This window comes from Ensifer sp. VA4 (genome assembly GCF_055710065.1).
On sequence record NZ_JBVQPO010000014.1, the window covers coordinates 81,291 to 97,589 of the forward strand.

Sequence of the window (16,299 nt, forward strand, 5' to 3'; positions counted from 1 at the left end):
CAATCGTCTGCACCGGAGGAACGGGAGGAACGATGGCAACGACGCTGGACCAGACGATCGCCCGCAGGCAGCGCACGCTCGGAGGAGCGATCCTTGGCAATCAGACCTTCTGGGTTCTGGTTGCCGTCATCCTTGCCTGCATTTTTCTGTCCTTTGCCACCGACAGCTTCGCGACGGCAAAGAACCTCTACAACATCACCCGCAACGTCACCTTCGTCGCAATCATCGCACTCGGTATGACGCTCGTCATCATCACTGGAGGGATCGACCTCTCGGTGGGCTCGGTCCTCTGCCTGTGCAGCATGGTGCTCGCGGTCACGATGCACGCGGGATACGGCATCGAGACGGGAATTGCCGTCTCTGTCGCAACGGCGCTGGTGATCGGCGCGTTCAATGGCATCCTCATTGCCTATCTCGGCTTTCCGCCCTTTGTCGTGACGCTCGGCATGCTCTCGATTGCCCGGAGCCTGGCGATGGTCGCGTCCAACAATACCGTGGTCTTCCAGTTCGGCCCAGACCACGACAAGCTGCTGGCGCTCGGCGGCGGGTCCGTCTTCGGTATCGCCAACCCGGTGATCTACATGATCGTGCTGGCACTTTTGACCGGGTTCGTGCTGCGCTGGACGCGGATTGGCCGCTACATTTACGCCATTGGCGGCAACGAGCAGGCGGCCGTTGCGACGGGCCTCCCGGTACTGCCCATCAAGGTCTGTGTCTACATGGTCTCGGCGCTCTCGGCCGGCATCGCCGGTATCATCCAAACCGGCTGGCTCGGGGCGGTGACAACCAATATCGGCGCCGGCATGGAGCTGCAGGTCATCGCCGCCGCCGTGATCGGCGGGGCGAATCTCGCCGGCGGCGTCGGCACTGCCTTCGGCGCGCTCGTCGGTGCAGCACTGATCGAGGTGATCCGCAACAGTCTTGGGCTTCTCGGCATCAGCGCCTTTTGGCAGGGCACGTTCATCGGCAGTGCGACGATTCTCGCGGTCCTTTTCGATCGCATCCGCAATTTCCGCCAGAGCGAGTAGCGCTCAGCCTTCCGGCGCAAGGGACCGCAAATTTGCGTGGGCTCATGAAATCGTCAGTTTTGGAGCGCGCGCAGACTGGCCAAGACGGAGGTCGTCCTGGCGGTCGCGCACCGGCAGATCGCCTATGCGAACCCGGCTTGGGCTCAGTGCGGCCCCATTGAATTGTGTTGCCGACAATATTCTTGTGAAAAACCCTTCCCTAAGGCACAATTTATGAACGCAACTGAAGTGCGGCGCTATCTAAATTCCGGCCGTCACGCGCCGCAGAATGGTTCGCGCGGGAGAGGCTGCGTCAATGGGCCAGGGGTTCTTCCTTTTGTTTGCTGCGGGGGCCGTGATCACTGCCCTGACAGTCGTCCTGGCGCGCAACCCGGTTCATAGCGCATTGGCGCTGATGGCATGTTTCCTGCAAATCTCGGCAATCTTCGTTCTGCTCGAGGCACCGTTGCTCGCGGTTGTGCAGATCTTCGTCTATGTCGGCGCCATCATGGTCCTCTTCCTGTTCGTGATCATGATGATCGACGTGCGCGAAGCAATGCTGCAGCGGTTTCTGCCCGGGCGAAATCTGCCTGCATTGGTGCTGCTCCTCCTGCTTGGCGTCGAGATGCTTGCGCTGGTGTTCTGGAGTGGGCGCTTTTCGGCGGCTGAGCCGATCGCGCCACGTGGCGGCGACCAAGTCAGGCAGCTCAGCACGACACTTTTCGCCGACTATCTCCTGCCGTTTGAAGTCGCCTCGATCATCCTTCTCGCGGCACTCGTCGGTGCCATCGTGCTGGCGCGCAAGGAGTCCGGGTGATGGTTCCGCTCTGGTGGTACATTTCGCTCGCAGTGGTCCTGTTCGTGATCGGAGCCGCGGGTGTGCTGCTCAGGCGCAATATCCTGGTCGTGCTGATGTCGCTCGAGCTGCTGCTGAACTCCGTCAACATCAATTTCATTGCCTTCGGACGTTACTACGATGATTTTCGCGGACAGATATTCGCGATCTTCGTCATCGCCATCACCGCGGCGGAGGTTGCCGTCGCCCTCGGCATTCTGGTCGCCCTCGTGAGGAACAAGTCCACCCTCAAGATCGACGACGTGACGACGATGAAAGGATAGCGGCTTGGAACCGGTGCTGTCAGTCCGGCCGCTACTTGCCGTCGCCATCGCCGGGCTGGCGGCACTTGCAGTTCTCCTTCTTAACAAGCATGAGAAAATCCGGGATGCCGTCTCGCCTCCGGCCGCGGTCGCCATGTTCGCGATCGTGATCTCGATGGCGCCCACCGTGCTGGCGGGCCGCACCGTCGAACAGCGCCTGTTCGAGATCCTGCCGGGGATCGACTTTGCTTTCCGGGTCGATGCGCTCGGCATGGTGTTTGCCACCGTCTCGTCGCTCCTTTGGATTGTCGCGGCAGTCTATTCCATCGGCTACATGCGGCACCTGAACGAGCACGCACAGACCCGCTTCTTCGCCTGCTTTGCCACCAGTCTCGCGGCGGCAGTCGGTGGTGCTTTTGCCGCCAATCTCTTCACGCTGGTGATCTTCTACGAGGTGCTGAGCCTCGTGACCTATCCGCTCGTCTATCACCATGAGGACGAAGAGGCCTGGGCGGGAAGCCGCAAGTACCTCGTCTACTTGATGGGGGCGTCAAAGAGCGTGCTTCTCGCCGCGCTGGCGCTGACCTATCAAATTGCCGGATCGCTCGACTTTCTACCCGGCGGGTTGCTGGCGAGGGCCGATGCCTCGGCGCCGCTGCTGACGATTATCTATTTCTGCTACCTCTTTGGTTTCGCCAAGGCCGCAGTGATGCCGATGCATGCCTGGCTGCCCGCTGCGATGGTTGCACCGACGCCGGTCAGTGCGCTCTTGCATGCCGTGGCGGTGGTGAAGATGGGCGTGTTCTGCGTGCTGCGGGTCGTGTTCCATGTCTTCGGCGTGGATTTGGTCGGCAGGCTGGGGCTCGGAATTGCAACGGCCTATCTCGTCTCCTTCACCATCTTGATGGCGTCGATCTACGCACTGACGCGGGATGACCTCAAGGCGCGGCTCGCCTATTCGACCGTCAGCCAGCTTTCCTACGTGGTGCTAGGCGCGGTGCTTTTATCCCCCGTCGCGATGGTCGGCGGTATCATTCATATCGCGGTGCACGCCTTCTCCAAGATCACGCTGTTTTTCTGTGCCGGATCGATCTACTGCGCCTCGGGAAAACGAAACATCAGCGACATGGCCGGCATTGGCCGCCGGCTGCCCTGGACGATGGGGGCGTTCTTCGTCGCTTCACTCAGCATGATCGGCGTGCCGCCGACCGCCGGTTTCGTCAGCAAGTGGTATCTGACGCTCGGCTCGGTCGAAGCTGGCGAGATGGCTTTCCTGGCCGTCCTCTTGGCGAGTTCGGTCCTCAACGCCGCCTACTTCCTGCCGGTGAGCTATATCGCTTTTTTCAAAGCGGACGCGCCGGGAGCGGTGGAGCCGGTCCGTGAAATTCCGCTGGTAACGATCCCGCTGGTCGCGACCGCGGCCTTGTCGGTGCTGATGGGTATCTTCCCCGGTTACTTCCTCGCCTTGGCGGAAGGAGTGGTCAGATGATCAAGCGTGTCGTCGATTTCTTTGGTGACGAGGGCCATGCGAGGTCGCGCCGCCGATTGTTCTATCTCATGCTCGTTCTGGTCGTTGTCGCCGATCTTCTGGTTGCGCGCGAACACGCCGAATATTTATGGGACCGTTTGCCTGGCTGGTCCGCCGCCTACGGCTTCGGCTCCTGTGTGCTGCTCATTTTCGTTTCCAAGTTCCTCGGCCATCAGGGCGGGCTCATGCGGCGCGAGGACTATTATGATTGACTTCGTCCATCCCGCACTTCTGTTCATTCTTGGCGCCGTGCCAATCCCGTTCCTGAAGGGATCGATCCGCAAGGCCTACCTGGTGCTGGTTCCCGCTTTGGCGATCGTCGCGGTCCTCACGATGGAGCCAGGCAATCATGGCGCGGGGCAATTCATCGGGCAGGAAATCCTGTTTGCAAAGGTCGACAAGCTCAGCATCGTCTTTGCCACTGTTTTCACCATCATGGCGCTGATCGGCACGATCTACGCGCTGCATCTGCCAACGGCGGGCCAGCATGTGGCCGCCTTCGTCTACGTTGGCGGCGCGCTCGGCGTGGTCTTCGCCGGCGATTACCTGACGCTCTACCTCTTTTGGGAAGGCATGGCGCTCGCCTCGGCCTATCTGGTCTTCGCGCAAGGGGGCGAACAGGCGATCCGTGCCGCCTTCCGCTATCTGATGGTTCATGTCACGGGTGGTGTCGTTCTGCTTGGCGGCATCGTGCTTCACGGGCTCGCCGCCGGCTCACTGCTCTTCGGCCCGATTGCGGGAACGATGGGTATCGGCGGCTATCTGATCCTTGCAGGCTTCCTCCTCAATGCCGCCGTGCCGCCGCTCAACGCCTGGCTGACCGACGCCTATCCTGAAGCGACCGTCACGGGGGCGGTGTTCATGAGCGCCTTCACGACGAAGACGGCCGTCTACGTGCTGGCGCGCGCGTTTCCGGGGACCGAGCTTCTTGTCTGGCTTGGCACGGTGATGGCGCTCTACGGCGTCATCTACGCGGTGCTGGAAAACGACTGTCGGCGGCTGCTCGCCTATCATATCGTCAGCCAGGTGGGTTACATGGTGGCGGGCATCGGTATCGGTACCGAAATGGCCGTGAACGGAGCCGCCAGCCACGCCTTCGCCCATATCCTCTACAAGGCGCTTCTTTTCATGGGAGCGGGAGCGGTGATCGAGGTCACCGGGCGGCGCAAGCTCACCGAACTGGGCGGGCTCTACAAGTCCATGCCGCTGACGGTTGCCCTCTACATGATCGGCGCCTTCGCGATCTCGGCCTTTCCGTTCTTTTCGGGTTTCGTCACCAAGTCGATGGTTATAGCCGCCGCCGGGCAGGACCACCGGGCGCTCGTGGTTCTGGCGCTCACGATGGCATCGTCGGGGACGTTCCTGCACACCGGCCTCAAGCTGCCGTATTACATGTTTTTCGGAACCGATCGAAAGCTGGAAGGGCGCGAGCCGCCTCGCAACATGCTGGTTGCCATGGCGATTGCGGCGGTGTTTTGCATCGTGATTGGCGTGTTCCCGGGGCCGCTCTACGCGCTCCTTCCCCATCCTGTCGCCTTCGAGCCCTATACGGACGCCCACGTCACCGAGAGCCTCGCTCTGCTGATGTTTACGGCGCTGGGCTTTGTCCTGTTCCTGAAAGCGCTCGATCCGGAAAACACTGTTAGCATCGACACGGACTGGTTCTACCGAAAGGGCGCGCAGGCCTTCCTGTGGTTCGCCGAGAAGCCGCTGGCGCGCTATGAGAAGGCAGTGAGCAACGTGTCCGACTCCGTTGCGCTGCCGCTCCTGCATGGGACGGCGCGGGCCGGACTGCGGGTCGATCTCAATGGTGTCGATGCCGCCGTGAATGGCCTCGCCCGCGCGATCCTTGTTGGCGGTGGCGCGCTCCGGCGTCTGCAGACCGGCGTCGTCACTCACTACGCGCTCGCCATGATCGCCGGTGTGATCGCGGCGGTCGCCGTTTTTGCCGTCGTGTGGCAGTAGGAGGTGTGATGGCGTTCCCTCTGCTCAGCCTGATCGTCCTCGTACCCGCCGCCGGGGCAGCGGTTGTGATGTTCCTGCGCAGCGACGATCTCGTGCGATGGGCGGCACTTACCGTCACTTTACTCGACCTGGCGCTCGCCATCGTGATGCTTGCCGGTTTCGACACCGGGACCTCCGGGATGCAATTCGTCGAGAGGCGCCCATGGGTGCCGGCGCTCGGCATTACCTTTGCGCTCGGCGTCGACGGGATCAGCGCGCTCTTCGTGTTTCTCACGGCGCTGCTGGGCTGGATCTCGGTGCTCGCCTCATGGATCGCCATCGACCGCAAGGTGAAGCAGTTCACGATCAGCCTGCTGGCGATGCAGGCCCTGATGCTGGGTGTGTTCTCGGCGCTCGACCTCTTCCTGTTCTACGTTTGCTGGGAAGCGATGCTGATCCCGATGTATCTGATCATCGGCGTCTGGGGCGGCGACGGTCGGGTCTATGCGGCATTCAAGTTCTTCCTCTACACCTTGGCGGGCAGCCTCCTGTTCCTGGTCGGGATCATCGTGCTGTACTTCGAGGGCGGCAGGACCTTCGACATCCTCGCCTTGATGGCGCTTGACCTGCCGTTCGAGGTTCAGTCCTGGCTGTTCTTCGCCTTCCTCGTGGCATTCGCAGTCAAGGTGCCGATGGTGCCGTTCCATACCTGGCTGCCGGACGCCCATGTGCAGGCTCCGACGGCGGGCAGCATCATCCTCGCCGGAGTGCTTCTGAAGATGGGCGCCTACGGCTTCCTGAGGTTCTCACTGCCGATGCTGCCGGAGGCTTCGGTATATTATTCGACCCTGATGATGGCGCTCTCGGCACTCGCGATCGTCTATGGCGGCCTGCTTGCGCTGGCGCAGGACGATCTGAAGAAACTGGTGGCCTATTCCAGCATCAGCCACATGGGTTTCGTGACGCTTGGGATTTTTGCTCTCAACCCGCTCGGCCTCCAGGGCAGCATCCTGCAGATGTTCAATCACGGCGTGACGACCGGCGCGCTGTTTCTGTTCGTTGGCCTGATCTACGAGCGGACCCACACCCGCAGCATCGCCGACTATGGCGGACTGATGAAGGTCGCGCCTGTCTACACCGGATTTCTGGCGCTGTTCGTGCTGTCCTCGATGGCACTGCCGGGGACGAATGCGTTCGTCGGCGAGTTGCTGGTGCTGTCGGGCGGGTTTGCGGCCAACCTTGCCCTTGGCGCGATCGCAGTTTTGGGGGCATTGTTGGGCGCGGCCTATTTGCTCGGCATGTATCGGAGAGTGGCGCTTGGCCCGGCGAACGTCGGTGCGCGGTTCAAGGTCCGCGATGTCAATGGCCGCGAGATGGCAGCGATCCTGCCGCTCGCCGTCTTCGTGCTCTGGGTCGGGCTCTACCCAAAGCCCTTTCTCGCCATCATCGATAGCTCGGCGATGCATCTCTTGCAGCAACTCCACGACAAGGGGAGCGGCCCATGACCGCCGCAGCGCTCCTTCCGTCGATCCTAGCGAGCCTGCCCGAAATCACCGTGGTTGCGGGAGCCTGCATCCTGCTGATCGTCGGACAGTTGGTGCCGAAGGGACAGGAAGCCATCATTGTCTGGGCCTCGGTCGCAGTCGTGCTCTTTGCCGCCCTGGCAACATTCACGCTGTCGGGTGGGCCGCCGGCCTATGCGGGCATGTTCGTGGCCGACCCGTTCTCCGTCTTCTTCAAGTCGCTGTTCTACCTGGCGGTCGTCCTGACGTTTCTGCTCTCGCGTAATTATGCCGACATAGAGGGGATCGGCGGCAGCGAATACTACGTGCTGTTGCTCCTTGCACTTTCCGGCATGATGATCATGGCCTCGGCCATCGATCTCCTGTCGATCTATGTCGGCCTCGAATTGATGGTGCTCTGCACCTACGTGCTGACCGGCTTCCTGCGGCGTGAACAACGGTCAAACGAGGCGGCGTTGAAATACGTGATCCTCGGCGCGGTCTCGACCGGGATTTTCCTCTATGGCGTCTCGCTGGTCTACGGCCTCACCGGCACGACGCAACTGGACCGGATGGCGGCGGCCGTCACCGGCGATCCGCTCGATCCGGGCCTGCTGCTGGCGGTGGTCTTCATCGTCGCCGGACTGGTCTTCAAGATTGGCGCGGTACCGTTCCACATGTGGGTGCCGGATGTCTACGAGGGCGCACCGACGACGATAACCGCCTTCATGTCTGTCGGGCCCAAGGCGGCGAGCTTCGCGGTGATCCTCAGAGTGTTCCTCAACCCCCTTGTTGCCGGCTCCAATGTCTGGATCATATTGGCCGTGATCGCGGTGGTGACGATGGCGCTCGGCAGTTTCGTGGCGCTGGTGCAGGATAATTTCAAGCGCCTGCTCGCCTATTCCAGCATCGCCCATGCTGGCTTTGCCATTTTCGGCATCGTAGCCGGCGGTGCCGACGGGATCGCCAGCGTGATGCTCTACCTGCTGATCTACACCTTCATGAATCTCGGTATCTTCGGTGCCGTCATCATGATGCGAAACGGCAATTTCTCGGGCGAGGTTATCGAGGAGTATGCGGGTTTCGCCAAGATGCATCCGGGGCTGGCATTGTTGATGTTGCTCTATCTGTTCTCGCTCGCGGGCATTCCGCCGACAGCCGGCTTTTTCGCCAAGTTCTATGTGCTGGTGGCGCTCGTCGAACGTGGTTTCGTCTTGCTGGCCGTGATCGCAGTGCTCTTGAGCGCTGTTGCCGCCTATTTCTACATCCGTATCGTCATGGTGATGTTCATGCGCGAGCCGGCGCGGGAGTTCGAGCCGGCGCTAACGCCCCTGGTCGGTGCTGCTCTCGCCGTCACTGCCGCCGGCACTGTCGGCATCGGTTTGTTTCCTGCGTGGTTTCTAAGGCTGGCGCAGCAGTCGGCCTTCGGCGGCTGAGCGATCGGATTTGCATTGGCCTATCCGACGGAATAAACTAGCAGTTTAGGAAAGGAATGCCCTTCGTCGCTTCCCTGGGGCGACCGCGTTACCGGCCTGAATGAGTCGATCGCGGCTTGTGCAACGCCCCCCGATAGGTGACAGGGCTGCGCGATATGTCTGCAGCGGATTTCCTGCCGGTACTTATCATGATCGCCGGAATTGTTCTGGTGGCGGGGGTGACGCTATTTGTTTCCTCGCTGTTGCGGCCGTCCAATCCTTACCCCGAAAAGAACATGCCCTATGAATGCGGCATGGACCCATCAGGCGAGGCAGCCGGCGGGCGGTTCAGGGTGCAGTTCTTCATCCTCGCGATCCTCTTAGTCGTCTTCGATGTCGAGGCGATGTTTCTCTTCCCCTGGGCCGTCGTCCTCAAAGAGATCGGTATCGTCGGCTATCTTGAGATGTTCGTCTTCATCGTGCTGCTTCTCGTGGGTTTCGCCTATGCCTGGCTGAAGGGAGCGCTGGAATGGGAGGAATAGGAAACACGATCCAGGATAGCGTCCTGTTCACCACGGCCGACAGCGTCATCAGTTGGAGCCGAAGATCGGCCCTGTGGCCCGAAACCTTCGGGATCGCCTGCTGCGCGATCGAAATGATCTCGGCGGGCTGCGCGCGCTATGATCTAGATCGGTTCGGCGTGGTGTTCCGCCCGTCGCCGCGGCAGTCCGACGTGATGATCATCGCCGGCACCGTCACCCGGAAATTCGCTCCTGTCGTGCGCCGGCTCTACGACCAGATGCCCGAGCCGCGCTGGGTGATCGCCATGGGCACCTGTGCCATATCGGGCGGCGTCTACAACACCTATGCCGTCGTGCAAGGCTCTGAGACCTTCGTGCCGGTCGATGTGCACGTGCCTGGCTGTCCACCGCGCCCCGAGGCGCTAATGCACGGTTTCCTGCTGCTGCAAGAGAAGATCAAGAGGTCCCGCGCACTGGCCGGAACGCCTCTCGATCGGGCTGCGGCATCATGAGTGTGGAGCCGTCTCTCAATCGCGCTCCAATCCTGGAGCGCTTCGGGCAAGCGATCGAGGATCTCGGCACCGCGCATGACATTGATGTCTTTGCCGTTCCGCCTGAAAAGATCGTCGAGTTCTGCCGTTTCCTGAAAGACCAGCCGGAGCTCCGGTTCAATTTCCTTTCCGACATCTGCGGGGTTGACCACTATCCCGAAACACCGCGCTTCGAGGCGGTGTACCACCTCTATTCACTGCCCAATCGTTGGCGGGTCCGCATCAAGTGTCGACTTGGCGATCCGCCCGAAGTCCCCTCTGTCACCGGGGTCTGGCGCACCGCCAACTGGCACGAGCGAGAGGCATGGGACATGTATGGCATCCGCTTTCTGGGACATCCCGATTTGCGCCGGATCTACATGTGGGAGGGCTTCGAGGGCTTTCCCCAGCGCAAGGATTTCCCGCTCAGGGGTTACAAGGACAAGCTGAACCCGTTTGGTGCCGAAGGTCCGCCGCCGACACAGCCCGACCTCGCCACCCGGGACATTCCATAGGGAGGGAGAAGGCAAGGTGCGCGCGGTTTTCCGTTTGGACGGATCCGAAATCATCGTGAAACTACGCGGGCCGATCGACGCCGGAGAGTTGAGATGACCGAAGTCACCGAGCTCACGAGACCGGAAGGTGAAGCGCTCAATAGCAAGGAAGTGCTTCTCAACCTCGGACCACAGCACCCCAGCACCCATGGGGTCCTCCGGCTCGTCCTCCAATTAGACGGCGAGTATGTCGAGCGCGTCGATCCCCATATCGGCTACCTGCATCGCGGCACCGAAAAGCTGGCGGAGAGCTTTACCTATACCCAGATCTTCCCGCTGACCGATCGGCTCGACTATCTCTGCCCACCGTCGAACAACCTGGCCTTCGCGCTCGCGGTCGAGAAACTGCTCGGCATCGAGGCGCCGATCCGGGCGCAATATATCCGCGTGATGATGGCGGAACTCGCGCGCATCTCCGGTCATCTTTTGATCACCGGTGCGCTGCCGATGGATCTCGGCGCCATGACCGCACTGCTTTACGTCATGCGCGAGCGCGAAATGATCATGGATCTCCTGGAAATGATCACCGGTGCGCGCATGCACACCTCCTTCTGTCGGGTCGGCGGCGTGCGCGAGGATCTGCCTGACGGGTTTTTTGCGAAGATCAGGGAGTTTTGCGACATCTTCCCGAACCGGATCCGCGACTACGAGCGGCTTCTCGAGAACAACCGGGTGTTCCTCAAACGCACCCAGGGGATCGGCGTGATCGCTGCCGAGGACGCCATTGATCTCGGCCTGAGTGGCCCCAACCTGCGGGCTTCCGGTGTCGACTGGGACATCCGCCGCGACGAGCCTTACGAGATTTACGACCGGCTTGAATTCAATGTCATCACCCGCGAGGAGGGCGATTGTTATGCGCGTTGGCGGTGCCGGGTCGATGAGATGCGTGAAAGCCTCCGGATCATCGAACAATGCATCGAGCAGATGCCCGAGGGGCCATTCCAGATCGACATGCCGACCGTCGCCTTCCCCGTCGACAAAGAGCGCGTGCATTGCTCGATGGAGGCGTTGATCCAGCATTTCGACCTGTCGGCCTATGGCTTCAACGTGCCGAAGGGCGAGGTCTATTCGGCAATCGAGGCGCCCAAGGGCGAGCTGGGCTTCTACATCATCAGCGACGGCTCGCCGAAGCCGTTCCGCATGAAGGTCAGGGCGCCCTCATTCGTCAACCTCCAGGCAGTCTTCGGGGTGACGAACGCCCGCTATCTGGCGGACATGATCGCCGTGCTCGGCAGCCTCGATCCCGTGATGGCGGAGGTGGACAAGTAGCGGGGATTTGGACGTGATGACGATGCGCGAAAAGATCGAACAGGCGGCGGCGCGGTACCCCGATCGGCGCTCGGCGATCATGCCCGCGCTTCTGATCGCGCAGCGGCAACATGGCCATTTGCCTGGGCCGGTGCTGGAGGAGGTGGCAGAAATCCTCGGCGTCGAGCGGATATGGGTCTACGAGCTTGCGACCTTCTACACGCTTTTCCACACCGAGCCGGTGGGGAAGTTTCATCTGCAGCTCTGCGACAATGTTTCCTGCATGCTGCGGCGATCGGAGGATCTGCTGAGGCATCTGGAGGACGTTCTCGGGATCGAGAAGGGCGGCACGACTGCTGATGGCCTGTTCACGCTCTCGACCGTCGAATGCCTGGGGGCCTGCGAGATGGCCCCGGTGATGCAGGTCGGCGATGACTACCACGGCAATCTCGACATTGCGCGGATCGATGCGCTCCTCGCACGGCTGCGCGCGACGGTGCCCCAGACGATCGGCGCCGATCTTGCGGCTGCGGAACCACCGGGGGAATAGCGCCATGTTCGAGCCGGTTCTTTTGAAGAACGTGTACGTGCCGGATGGACATCTCATCGCCACCTATGAGGCTGGCGGCGGCTATCGGGCGCTTGAGAAAGCGCTCAAGGAATACACGCCCGACGACATCGTCGAGCTCGTAAAGAGATCGAACCTGCGCGGCCGCGGCGGAGCCGGGTTTCCGACGGGGATGAAATGGAGCTTCGTGCCGAAGCGGGCCGATAAGCCGAAATATCTCTGCTGCAACGCCGACGAAGGAGAGCCCGGAACCTTCAAGGATCGGATTATCATGGAGCGGGACCCGCACCAGCTGATCGAAGGCATGGCCATCAGCGCCTACGCGATCGGGGCCGAGGTCGCCTATGTCTACGTCCGCGGGGAGTATGTGCTGGCGATCCGACGCCTGGAACAGGCGATCGCCGAGGCCGAGGCCAAGGGATATCTCGGAGCGCGGATATTAGGCTCGGATTTCAATTTCGTCGTGCACGTCCACTGCGGCGCGGGCGCCTATATCTGCGGCGAGGAGACAGCGATGCTCGACTCGCTCGAGGGCAAGAGGGCGCAGCCGCGGTTGAAGCCGCCGTTCCCGGCGGTCGCGGGGCTCTATGCCAGCCCGACGGTCATCAACAATGTCGAGACCCTGGTCTGCGTGCCGCATATCGTGGCGCGCGGCGCCGACTGGTTCCGCGGCATCGGGCCAGAGAAGAGCCCCGGCCCGAAGCTTTATTGCGTCAGCGGGCATGTGCGCAAACCGGGGCTTTACGAACTGCCGATGGGAATTCCGCTTCGCGAACTCATCGAGGATCATGCCGGCGGGCCGCCGACCGGGCGCAAGATCAAGGCGGTGATCCCAGGCGGAGTTTCCGCGCCGGTGATCCCGGAGCAGGGCCTGGACGTCGGGATGGATTTCGACTCGCTTGCCGCCGTTGGCTCCATGCTCGGTTCGGCCGGGGTGATCGTCGTCGACGATACGACCTGCATGGTCAAGGTCGCTACCCGGATCATCGAGTTCTTTCACCACGAATCCTGCGGCAAGTGCACGCCCTGCCGCGAGGGCTTGAACTGGGTAGTGAAAGTGCTTCGCCGGATCGAGGCGGGCGAGGGTGCGCCCGGCGACATGGAGCAGCTGGACATGCTGTGCAAGGGCATTTTCGGCAATACCTTTTGTGCCCTGGGGGACGGCGCGGCTATGGGCTTGCGGGCCTCGCTGACGCACTTCCGCGATGAGTTCGTCGCCCATATCGAGGAGCGGCGCTGCCCGTTTGTTTGAGGGACGCCCTCGGCGAGGGCGCGAGTAAGTCATGGTAAGCGTTACGATCAATGGACAAACACTCGACGTTGATGCCGGCACGACGGTGCTGCAGGCGGCGCAGCAATTGGGCATCGAAATTCCGACCTTCTGCTACCTGAAGCGCCTGCCGCCGCTTGCCTCCTGCCGCATGTGTCTCGTCGAGATCGAGGGACTGCGCCGGCTGCAGCCGTCCTGCGCCACCGCGGTCACGGACGGCATGGTCGTGCGAACCGACACGCCGCTGATTGATGAAACGCGTTCATCCATGCTCGACATGCTGCTCGCCAACCACCCGCTCGACTGTCCGATCTGCGACAAGGGCGGCGAATGCGAACTTCAGGACATGGTGATGGCCTATGGCCCGGGGAAAAGCCGCTTTCATGATCCCAAGCGCGTCTTCCACTCCCGCGACATTCGGCTGAGCCCAGTCGTCATCATGAATGTCAACCGCTGCATCCAGTGCCAGCGCTGTGTGCGGATGTGCGAGGAGGTCGTCGGCGCGGTCGCCCTTGGCACCGTCGAGAAAGGCATGGATACGGCCGTCACCGGGTTCGAGGGTAGTCTTGCCAGTTGCGACCAGTGCGGCAACTGCATCGAGGTCTGCCCGGTTGGCGCACTGATGAGCTTCCCCTATCGCTACAAGGCACGACCCTGGGACCTTGCCGAGACCGACACCGTCTGCCCGCATTGCGGCACCGGCTGCCAGCTGACCGTCGGGGCGCGCAAAGGCGAGTTCATGCGGGTCCGCTCCAAGGAGGAGCACGGCGTCAACCGCGAAACGCTCTGCGTGCGTGGCCGCTTCGGCCTCGACTTCATCGAGGGACATGATCGGATCAAGCGACCGATGATCCGCCGCGATGGCGTCTTGGCTCCGGTTTCCTGGGATGAAGCAGGAGCCTATCTGCGTCGGCGGCTGGCGGCGGTCGAAAGCAAGGCGGCTGGCGGAATTGTCTCGCCGCGCCTGCCGAACGAGGTGCTCTATCAGTTCCAGAAACTGATGCGCACGGTCTTCGGAACCAACAACATCGACTGCTCGTCGCGCTGGTCTACTCCCTTCGATGCGCTCGCCCCGCTGATGGCGAACTACACGCGTGCGCCGCTGAAGGAGGTGATCGGCGTCGATCGCGTGCTCGTCATCGGCGGCAATGTGACGGAGGAAAACCCGGTTACCGAATATCTGCTGCGGGATGCCGCCCGGCGGCGGCGCACCGGATTGCTCATGCTCACGACGCGGCCGTCCCGTCTCGACGCCGATGCCGATGTCGTGGTTCGCGTGGCCCCCGGCGGGGAGGCCGCGAGCCTTGCGGCCGTGGTCGCTCGCCTTGCGGTAGCAGCCGGTGAGAAACTGCCGGTCGACGCTCTTGACGAGATGGGCGTGACAAACGGCGGGCCGGCGGGCAATGGCAGCGACGGGCCAGATCGTCTGGCCGCCGCGCTCAACGAAGGCAGCACCGTCACCGTGCTTGTCAGTGTCGACCTCCTGAGATCGTCCGAAGCGCGCGCGTCGTTGCAGCAGCTCAGCAATCTGTTGCAACTTCTCCGTCTCCTCGGCAAGACCCTGGCATTGCAGATCCTCTTCGACCGCGCCAACCAATTGGGCGCCTGGGACATGGGGGTCGTAGCGGGTGCCTTGCCGGGGCTGCAGGCGGTCGCCGACGATACGGGGCGCGCCGCTCTTGCCCGGGACTGGGCGGCCGAAATCCGCCATGAGCCGGGCGCCGATCTCGACGGGATGCTGGATCTCTGCGCCGCTGGGCAGATGGGCGTGCTCTATCTCGTCGGAGCCGACCCGCTGATCGCCTATCCGGACAGGGAGTTCGTGGCCCGGGCGCTCGGTGCCGTCGATCTGCTGATCGTGCAGGACAGTTTCCTGACGGAGACGGCGGGTCTTGCCGAAGTCGTCTTGCCGGCAGCGGGTTACGGTGAAGAACCCGGCAGCTTTACCAACAATGAGGGACGCGTCCAGCAGGTGCGCAAGTTCCGGGAACCGGTCTTCGAGGCGCGAGGCAATCTCGCGATCTTCGATCTTGTCGCAGCTTCGCGCGGCCAAACATTGCAGCATTCGACGCAGGTCGAGATTTTCGAAGAGATCGCCCGGCTGGTCCCGGCCTATCAGGCGTTGATTTGGGCCGAACTTGGCGCCGACGGTGCCTTTACCAAGGCCGGTTCGACGCCGCCGGCGGGCGCTTTCCGCGCTCCGTCACCTGTCTCGCAGAAGGGCGACGGGCTCATGCTCGTCACGGGCAACTGCCTGTTTCACAATGGTTATCTTTCGGAGCGCTCGGAGGTCCTGAACACGGTCGCCAACGACCCCTATGTCGCTTTGAGTGCTGAGGATGCTGCGCAACTCGGCCTTTCGGACGGCGATCAGGTGGTCGTTCGTTCGACCCGCAGTGCGCTGACGGCGCGGCTCAAAGTCGAGAAGGCGTTTCCCATGGGCCTCGTCTTCGTTCCCGAAAACTATCGGTCTCTGCGCCTCAACAGCCTGATGCGGCGAGGTGAATACCCGTGTCCGGTCGAGGTTCAAATGGCGCAAACTGCGCATGAGATCGATGCCAGCGCCCGGATCTGGCGCGGACCGTGACGAAACGCCCACAAGGCGTGGTGTCCTCGTCCAGCCGGCGCGAAGCGACATCAATGATAACCGGCGCCGGCAATGTATTCGTGCAGATGCCGCTCCGTGCGTTGCGCTTCGTCCAGCCGATGCTTGACCACGTCACCGATGCTGACGACGCCGACAATGGCCTCCTCCTCCATCACCAGCACGTGACGCGTCCGCCGCTGGGTCATGATCGACATCACCAGGGGCAGGCCATCCAGAGTGGAACAGATCGCTACATTGCGGTTCATGATGTCGGCAACCGGCATCAGCGCTGCCTCGGGACCGTATTCCGCAAGCGCGTTGCAGCAATCTCGTTCCGACAGCGTGCCGAGATACCTTCCTGGCGCGTGGCTGACGACCACGAAGCCGATGTTGTTGTCACGAAAGAGCCGCAGGACCTCCACCATCGTCTGGTCGGGAGCGACTGTGATCACCCCGACGCCCTTGTCCTTCACGATTTCACCGACAAACATCTGAGCCTCCTATCTTCGCGCCCCGGTTTGATTCCT

At 62.1% G+C, this 16,299-nt stretch carries 16 protein-coding genes; 15 read left to right on the forward strand and 1 reads right to left on the reverse strand.

Annotated elements, in window-relative coordinates; all coding sequences use genetic code 11:
- Nucleotides 1-32: 32 nt before the first annotated feature.
- From AC0C6X_RS23950 to nuoG, 15 genes are all read left to right on the forward strand, one after another.
- Nucleotides 33-1,028 (forward strand): ABC transporter permease, encoded by a 996-nt coding sequence (locus AC0C6X_RS23950; RefSeq protein WP_173515009.1) that lies wholly within the window; start codon nucleotides 33-35, stop codon nucleotides 1,026-1,028.
- A 295-nt stretch (nucleotides 1,029-1,323) separates the two neighbouring features.
- Nucleotides 1,324-1,824, forward strand: coding sequence for an NADH-quinone oxidoreductase subunit J family protein (locus AC0C6X_RS23955; protein WP_173515010.1), 501 nt, complete (start codon nucleotides 1,324-1,326; stop codon nucleotides 1,822-1,824).
- Nucleotides 1,824-2,126, forward strand: coding sequence for an NADH-quinone oxidoreductase subunit NuoK (gene nuoK, locus AC0C6X_RS23960; protein ID WP_077965613.1), 303 nt, complete (start codon nucleotides 1,824-1,826; stop codon nucleotides 2,124-2,126). The genes AC0C6X_RS23955 and nuoK overlap by 1 nt, the downstream gene beginning before the upstream one ends.
- Nucleotides 2,127-2,130: 4 nt before the next feature.
- Nucleotides 2,131-3,594 carry a monovalent cation/H+ antiporter subunit D family protein gene (locus AC0C6X_RS23965; protein WP_173515011.1) on the forward strand — a complete coding sequence of 488 codons (1,464 nt, stop codon included), beginning with the start codon at nucleotides 2,131-2,133 and terminating at the stop codon, nucleotides 3,592-3,594.
- Nucleotides 3,591-3,845 carry a hypothetical protein gene (locus AC0C6X_RS23970; RefSeq protein WP_173515012.1) on the forward strand — a complete coding sequence of 85 codons (255 nt, stop codon included), beginning with the start codon at nucleotides 3,591-3,593 and terminating at the stop codon, nucleotides 3,843-3,845. The genes AC0C6X_RS23965 and AC0C6X_RS23970 overlap by 4 nt, the downstream gene beginning before the upstream one ends.
- The gene (locus AC0C6X_RS23975; protein WP_472955570.1) at nucleotides 3,838-5,598 is read left to right on the forward strand and encodes a Na(+)/H(+) antiporter subunit D; all 1,761 of its coding nucleotides are present in this window, start codon (nucleotides 3,838-3,840) and stop codon (nucleotides 5,596-5,598) included. Before AC0C6X_RS23970 ends, AC0C6X_RS23975 begins: the two co-directional genes overlap by 8 nt.
- 8 nt (nucleotides 5,599-5,606) lie before the next feature.
- Nucleotides 5,607-7,082: a complex I subunit 4 family protein gene (locus tag AC0C6X_RS23980; protein ID WP_173515014.1), complete on the forward strand. Its 1,476-nt coding sequence runs from the start codon at nucleotides 5,607-5,609 to the stop codon at nucleotides 7,080-7,082.
- Nucleotides 7,079-8,515 (forward strand): NADH-quinone oxidoreductase subunit N, encoded by a 1,437-nt coding sequence (locus tag AC0C6X_RS23985; RefSeq protein WP_173515015.1) that lies wholly within the window; start codon nucleotides 7,079-7,081, stop codon nucleotides 8,513-8,515. Before AC0C6X_RS23980 ends, AC0C6X_RS23985 begins: the two co-directional genes overlap by 4 nt.
- A gap of 155 nt (nucleotides 8,516-8,670) precedes the next feature.
- Nucleotides 8,671-9,036, forward strand: a complete 366-nt coding sequence (locus AC0C6X_RS23990) for an NADH-quinone oxidoreductase subunit A (protein WP_173515016.1) — start codon at nucleotides 8,671-8,673, stop codon at nucleotides 9,034-9,036.
- Complete coding sequence (nuoB, locus tag AC0C6X_RS23995; RefSeq protein ID WP_173515017.1) at nucleotides 9,024-9,527, forward strand: NADH-quinone oxidoreductase subunit NuoB; 504 nt, start codon at nucleotides 9,024-9,026, stop codon at nucleotides 9,525-9,527. The genes AC0C6X_RS23990 and nuoB overlap by 13 nt, the downstream gene beginning before the upstream one ends.
- Nucleotides 9,524-10,060 (forward strand): NADH-quinone oxidoreductase subunit C, encoded by a 537-nt coding sequence (locus AC0C6X_RS24000; RefSeq protein WP_173515018.1) that lies wholly within the window; start codon nucleotides 9,524-9,526, stop codon nucleotides 10,058-10,060. Before nuoB ends, AC0C6X_RS24000 begins: the two co-directional genes overlap by 4 nt.
- A gap of 93 nt (nucleotides 10,061-10,153) precedes the next feature.
- A complete protein-coding gene (nuoD, locus tag AC0C6X_RS24005) occupies nucleotides 10,154-11,368 on the forward strand; it encodes an NADH dehydrogenase (quinone) subunit D (RefSeq protein WP_472955575.1) in 1,215 nt (404 codons plus the stop codon).
- Nucleotides 11,369-11,384: 16 nt separating this feature from the next.
- Nucleotides 11,385-11,897 (forward strand): NADH-quinone oxidoreductase subunit NuoE, encoded by a 513-nt coding sequence (nuoE, locus tag AC0C6X_RS24010; RefSeq protein ID WP_472955577.1) that lies wholly within the window; start codon nucleotides 11,385-11,387, stop codon nucleotides 11,895-11,897.
- Nucleotides 11,898-11,901: 4 nt separating this feature from the next.
- Nucleotides 11,902-13,167 carry an NADH-quinone oxidoreductase subunit NuoF gene (gene nuoF / locus AC0C6X_RS24015; protein ID WP_472955579.1) on the forward strand — a complete coding sequence of 422 codons (1,266 nt, stop codon included), beginning with the start codon at nucleotides 11,902-11,904 and terminating at the stop codon, nucleotides 13,165-13,167.
- A gap of 31 nt (nucleotides 13,168-13,198) precedes the next feature.
- Complete coding sequence (gene nuoG / locus AC0C6X_RS24020) at nucleotides 13,199-15,772, forward strand: NADH-quinone oxidoreductase subunit NuoG (RefSeq protein WP_472955581.1); 2,574 nt, start codon at nucleotides 13,199-13,201, stop codon at nucleotides 15,770-15,772.
- A 50-nt stretch (nucleotides 15,773-15,822) separates the two neighbouring features.
- Here the strand turns inward: nuoG and AC0C6X_RS24025 are convergent, their stop codons facing one another.
- Nucleotides 15,823-16,263: a CBS domain-containing protein gene (locus tag AC0C6X_RS24025; RefSeq protein ID WP_173515023.1), complete on the reverse strand. Its 441-nt coding sequence runs from the start codon at nucleotides 16,261-16,263 to the stop codon at nucleotides 15,823-15,825.
- Between the last annotated feature and the right edge of the window lie 36 nt (nucleotides 16,264-16,299).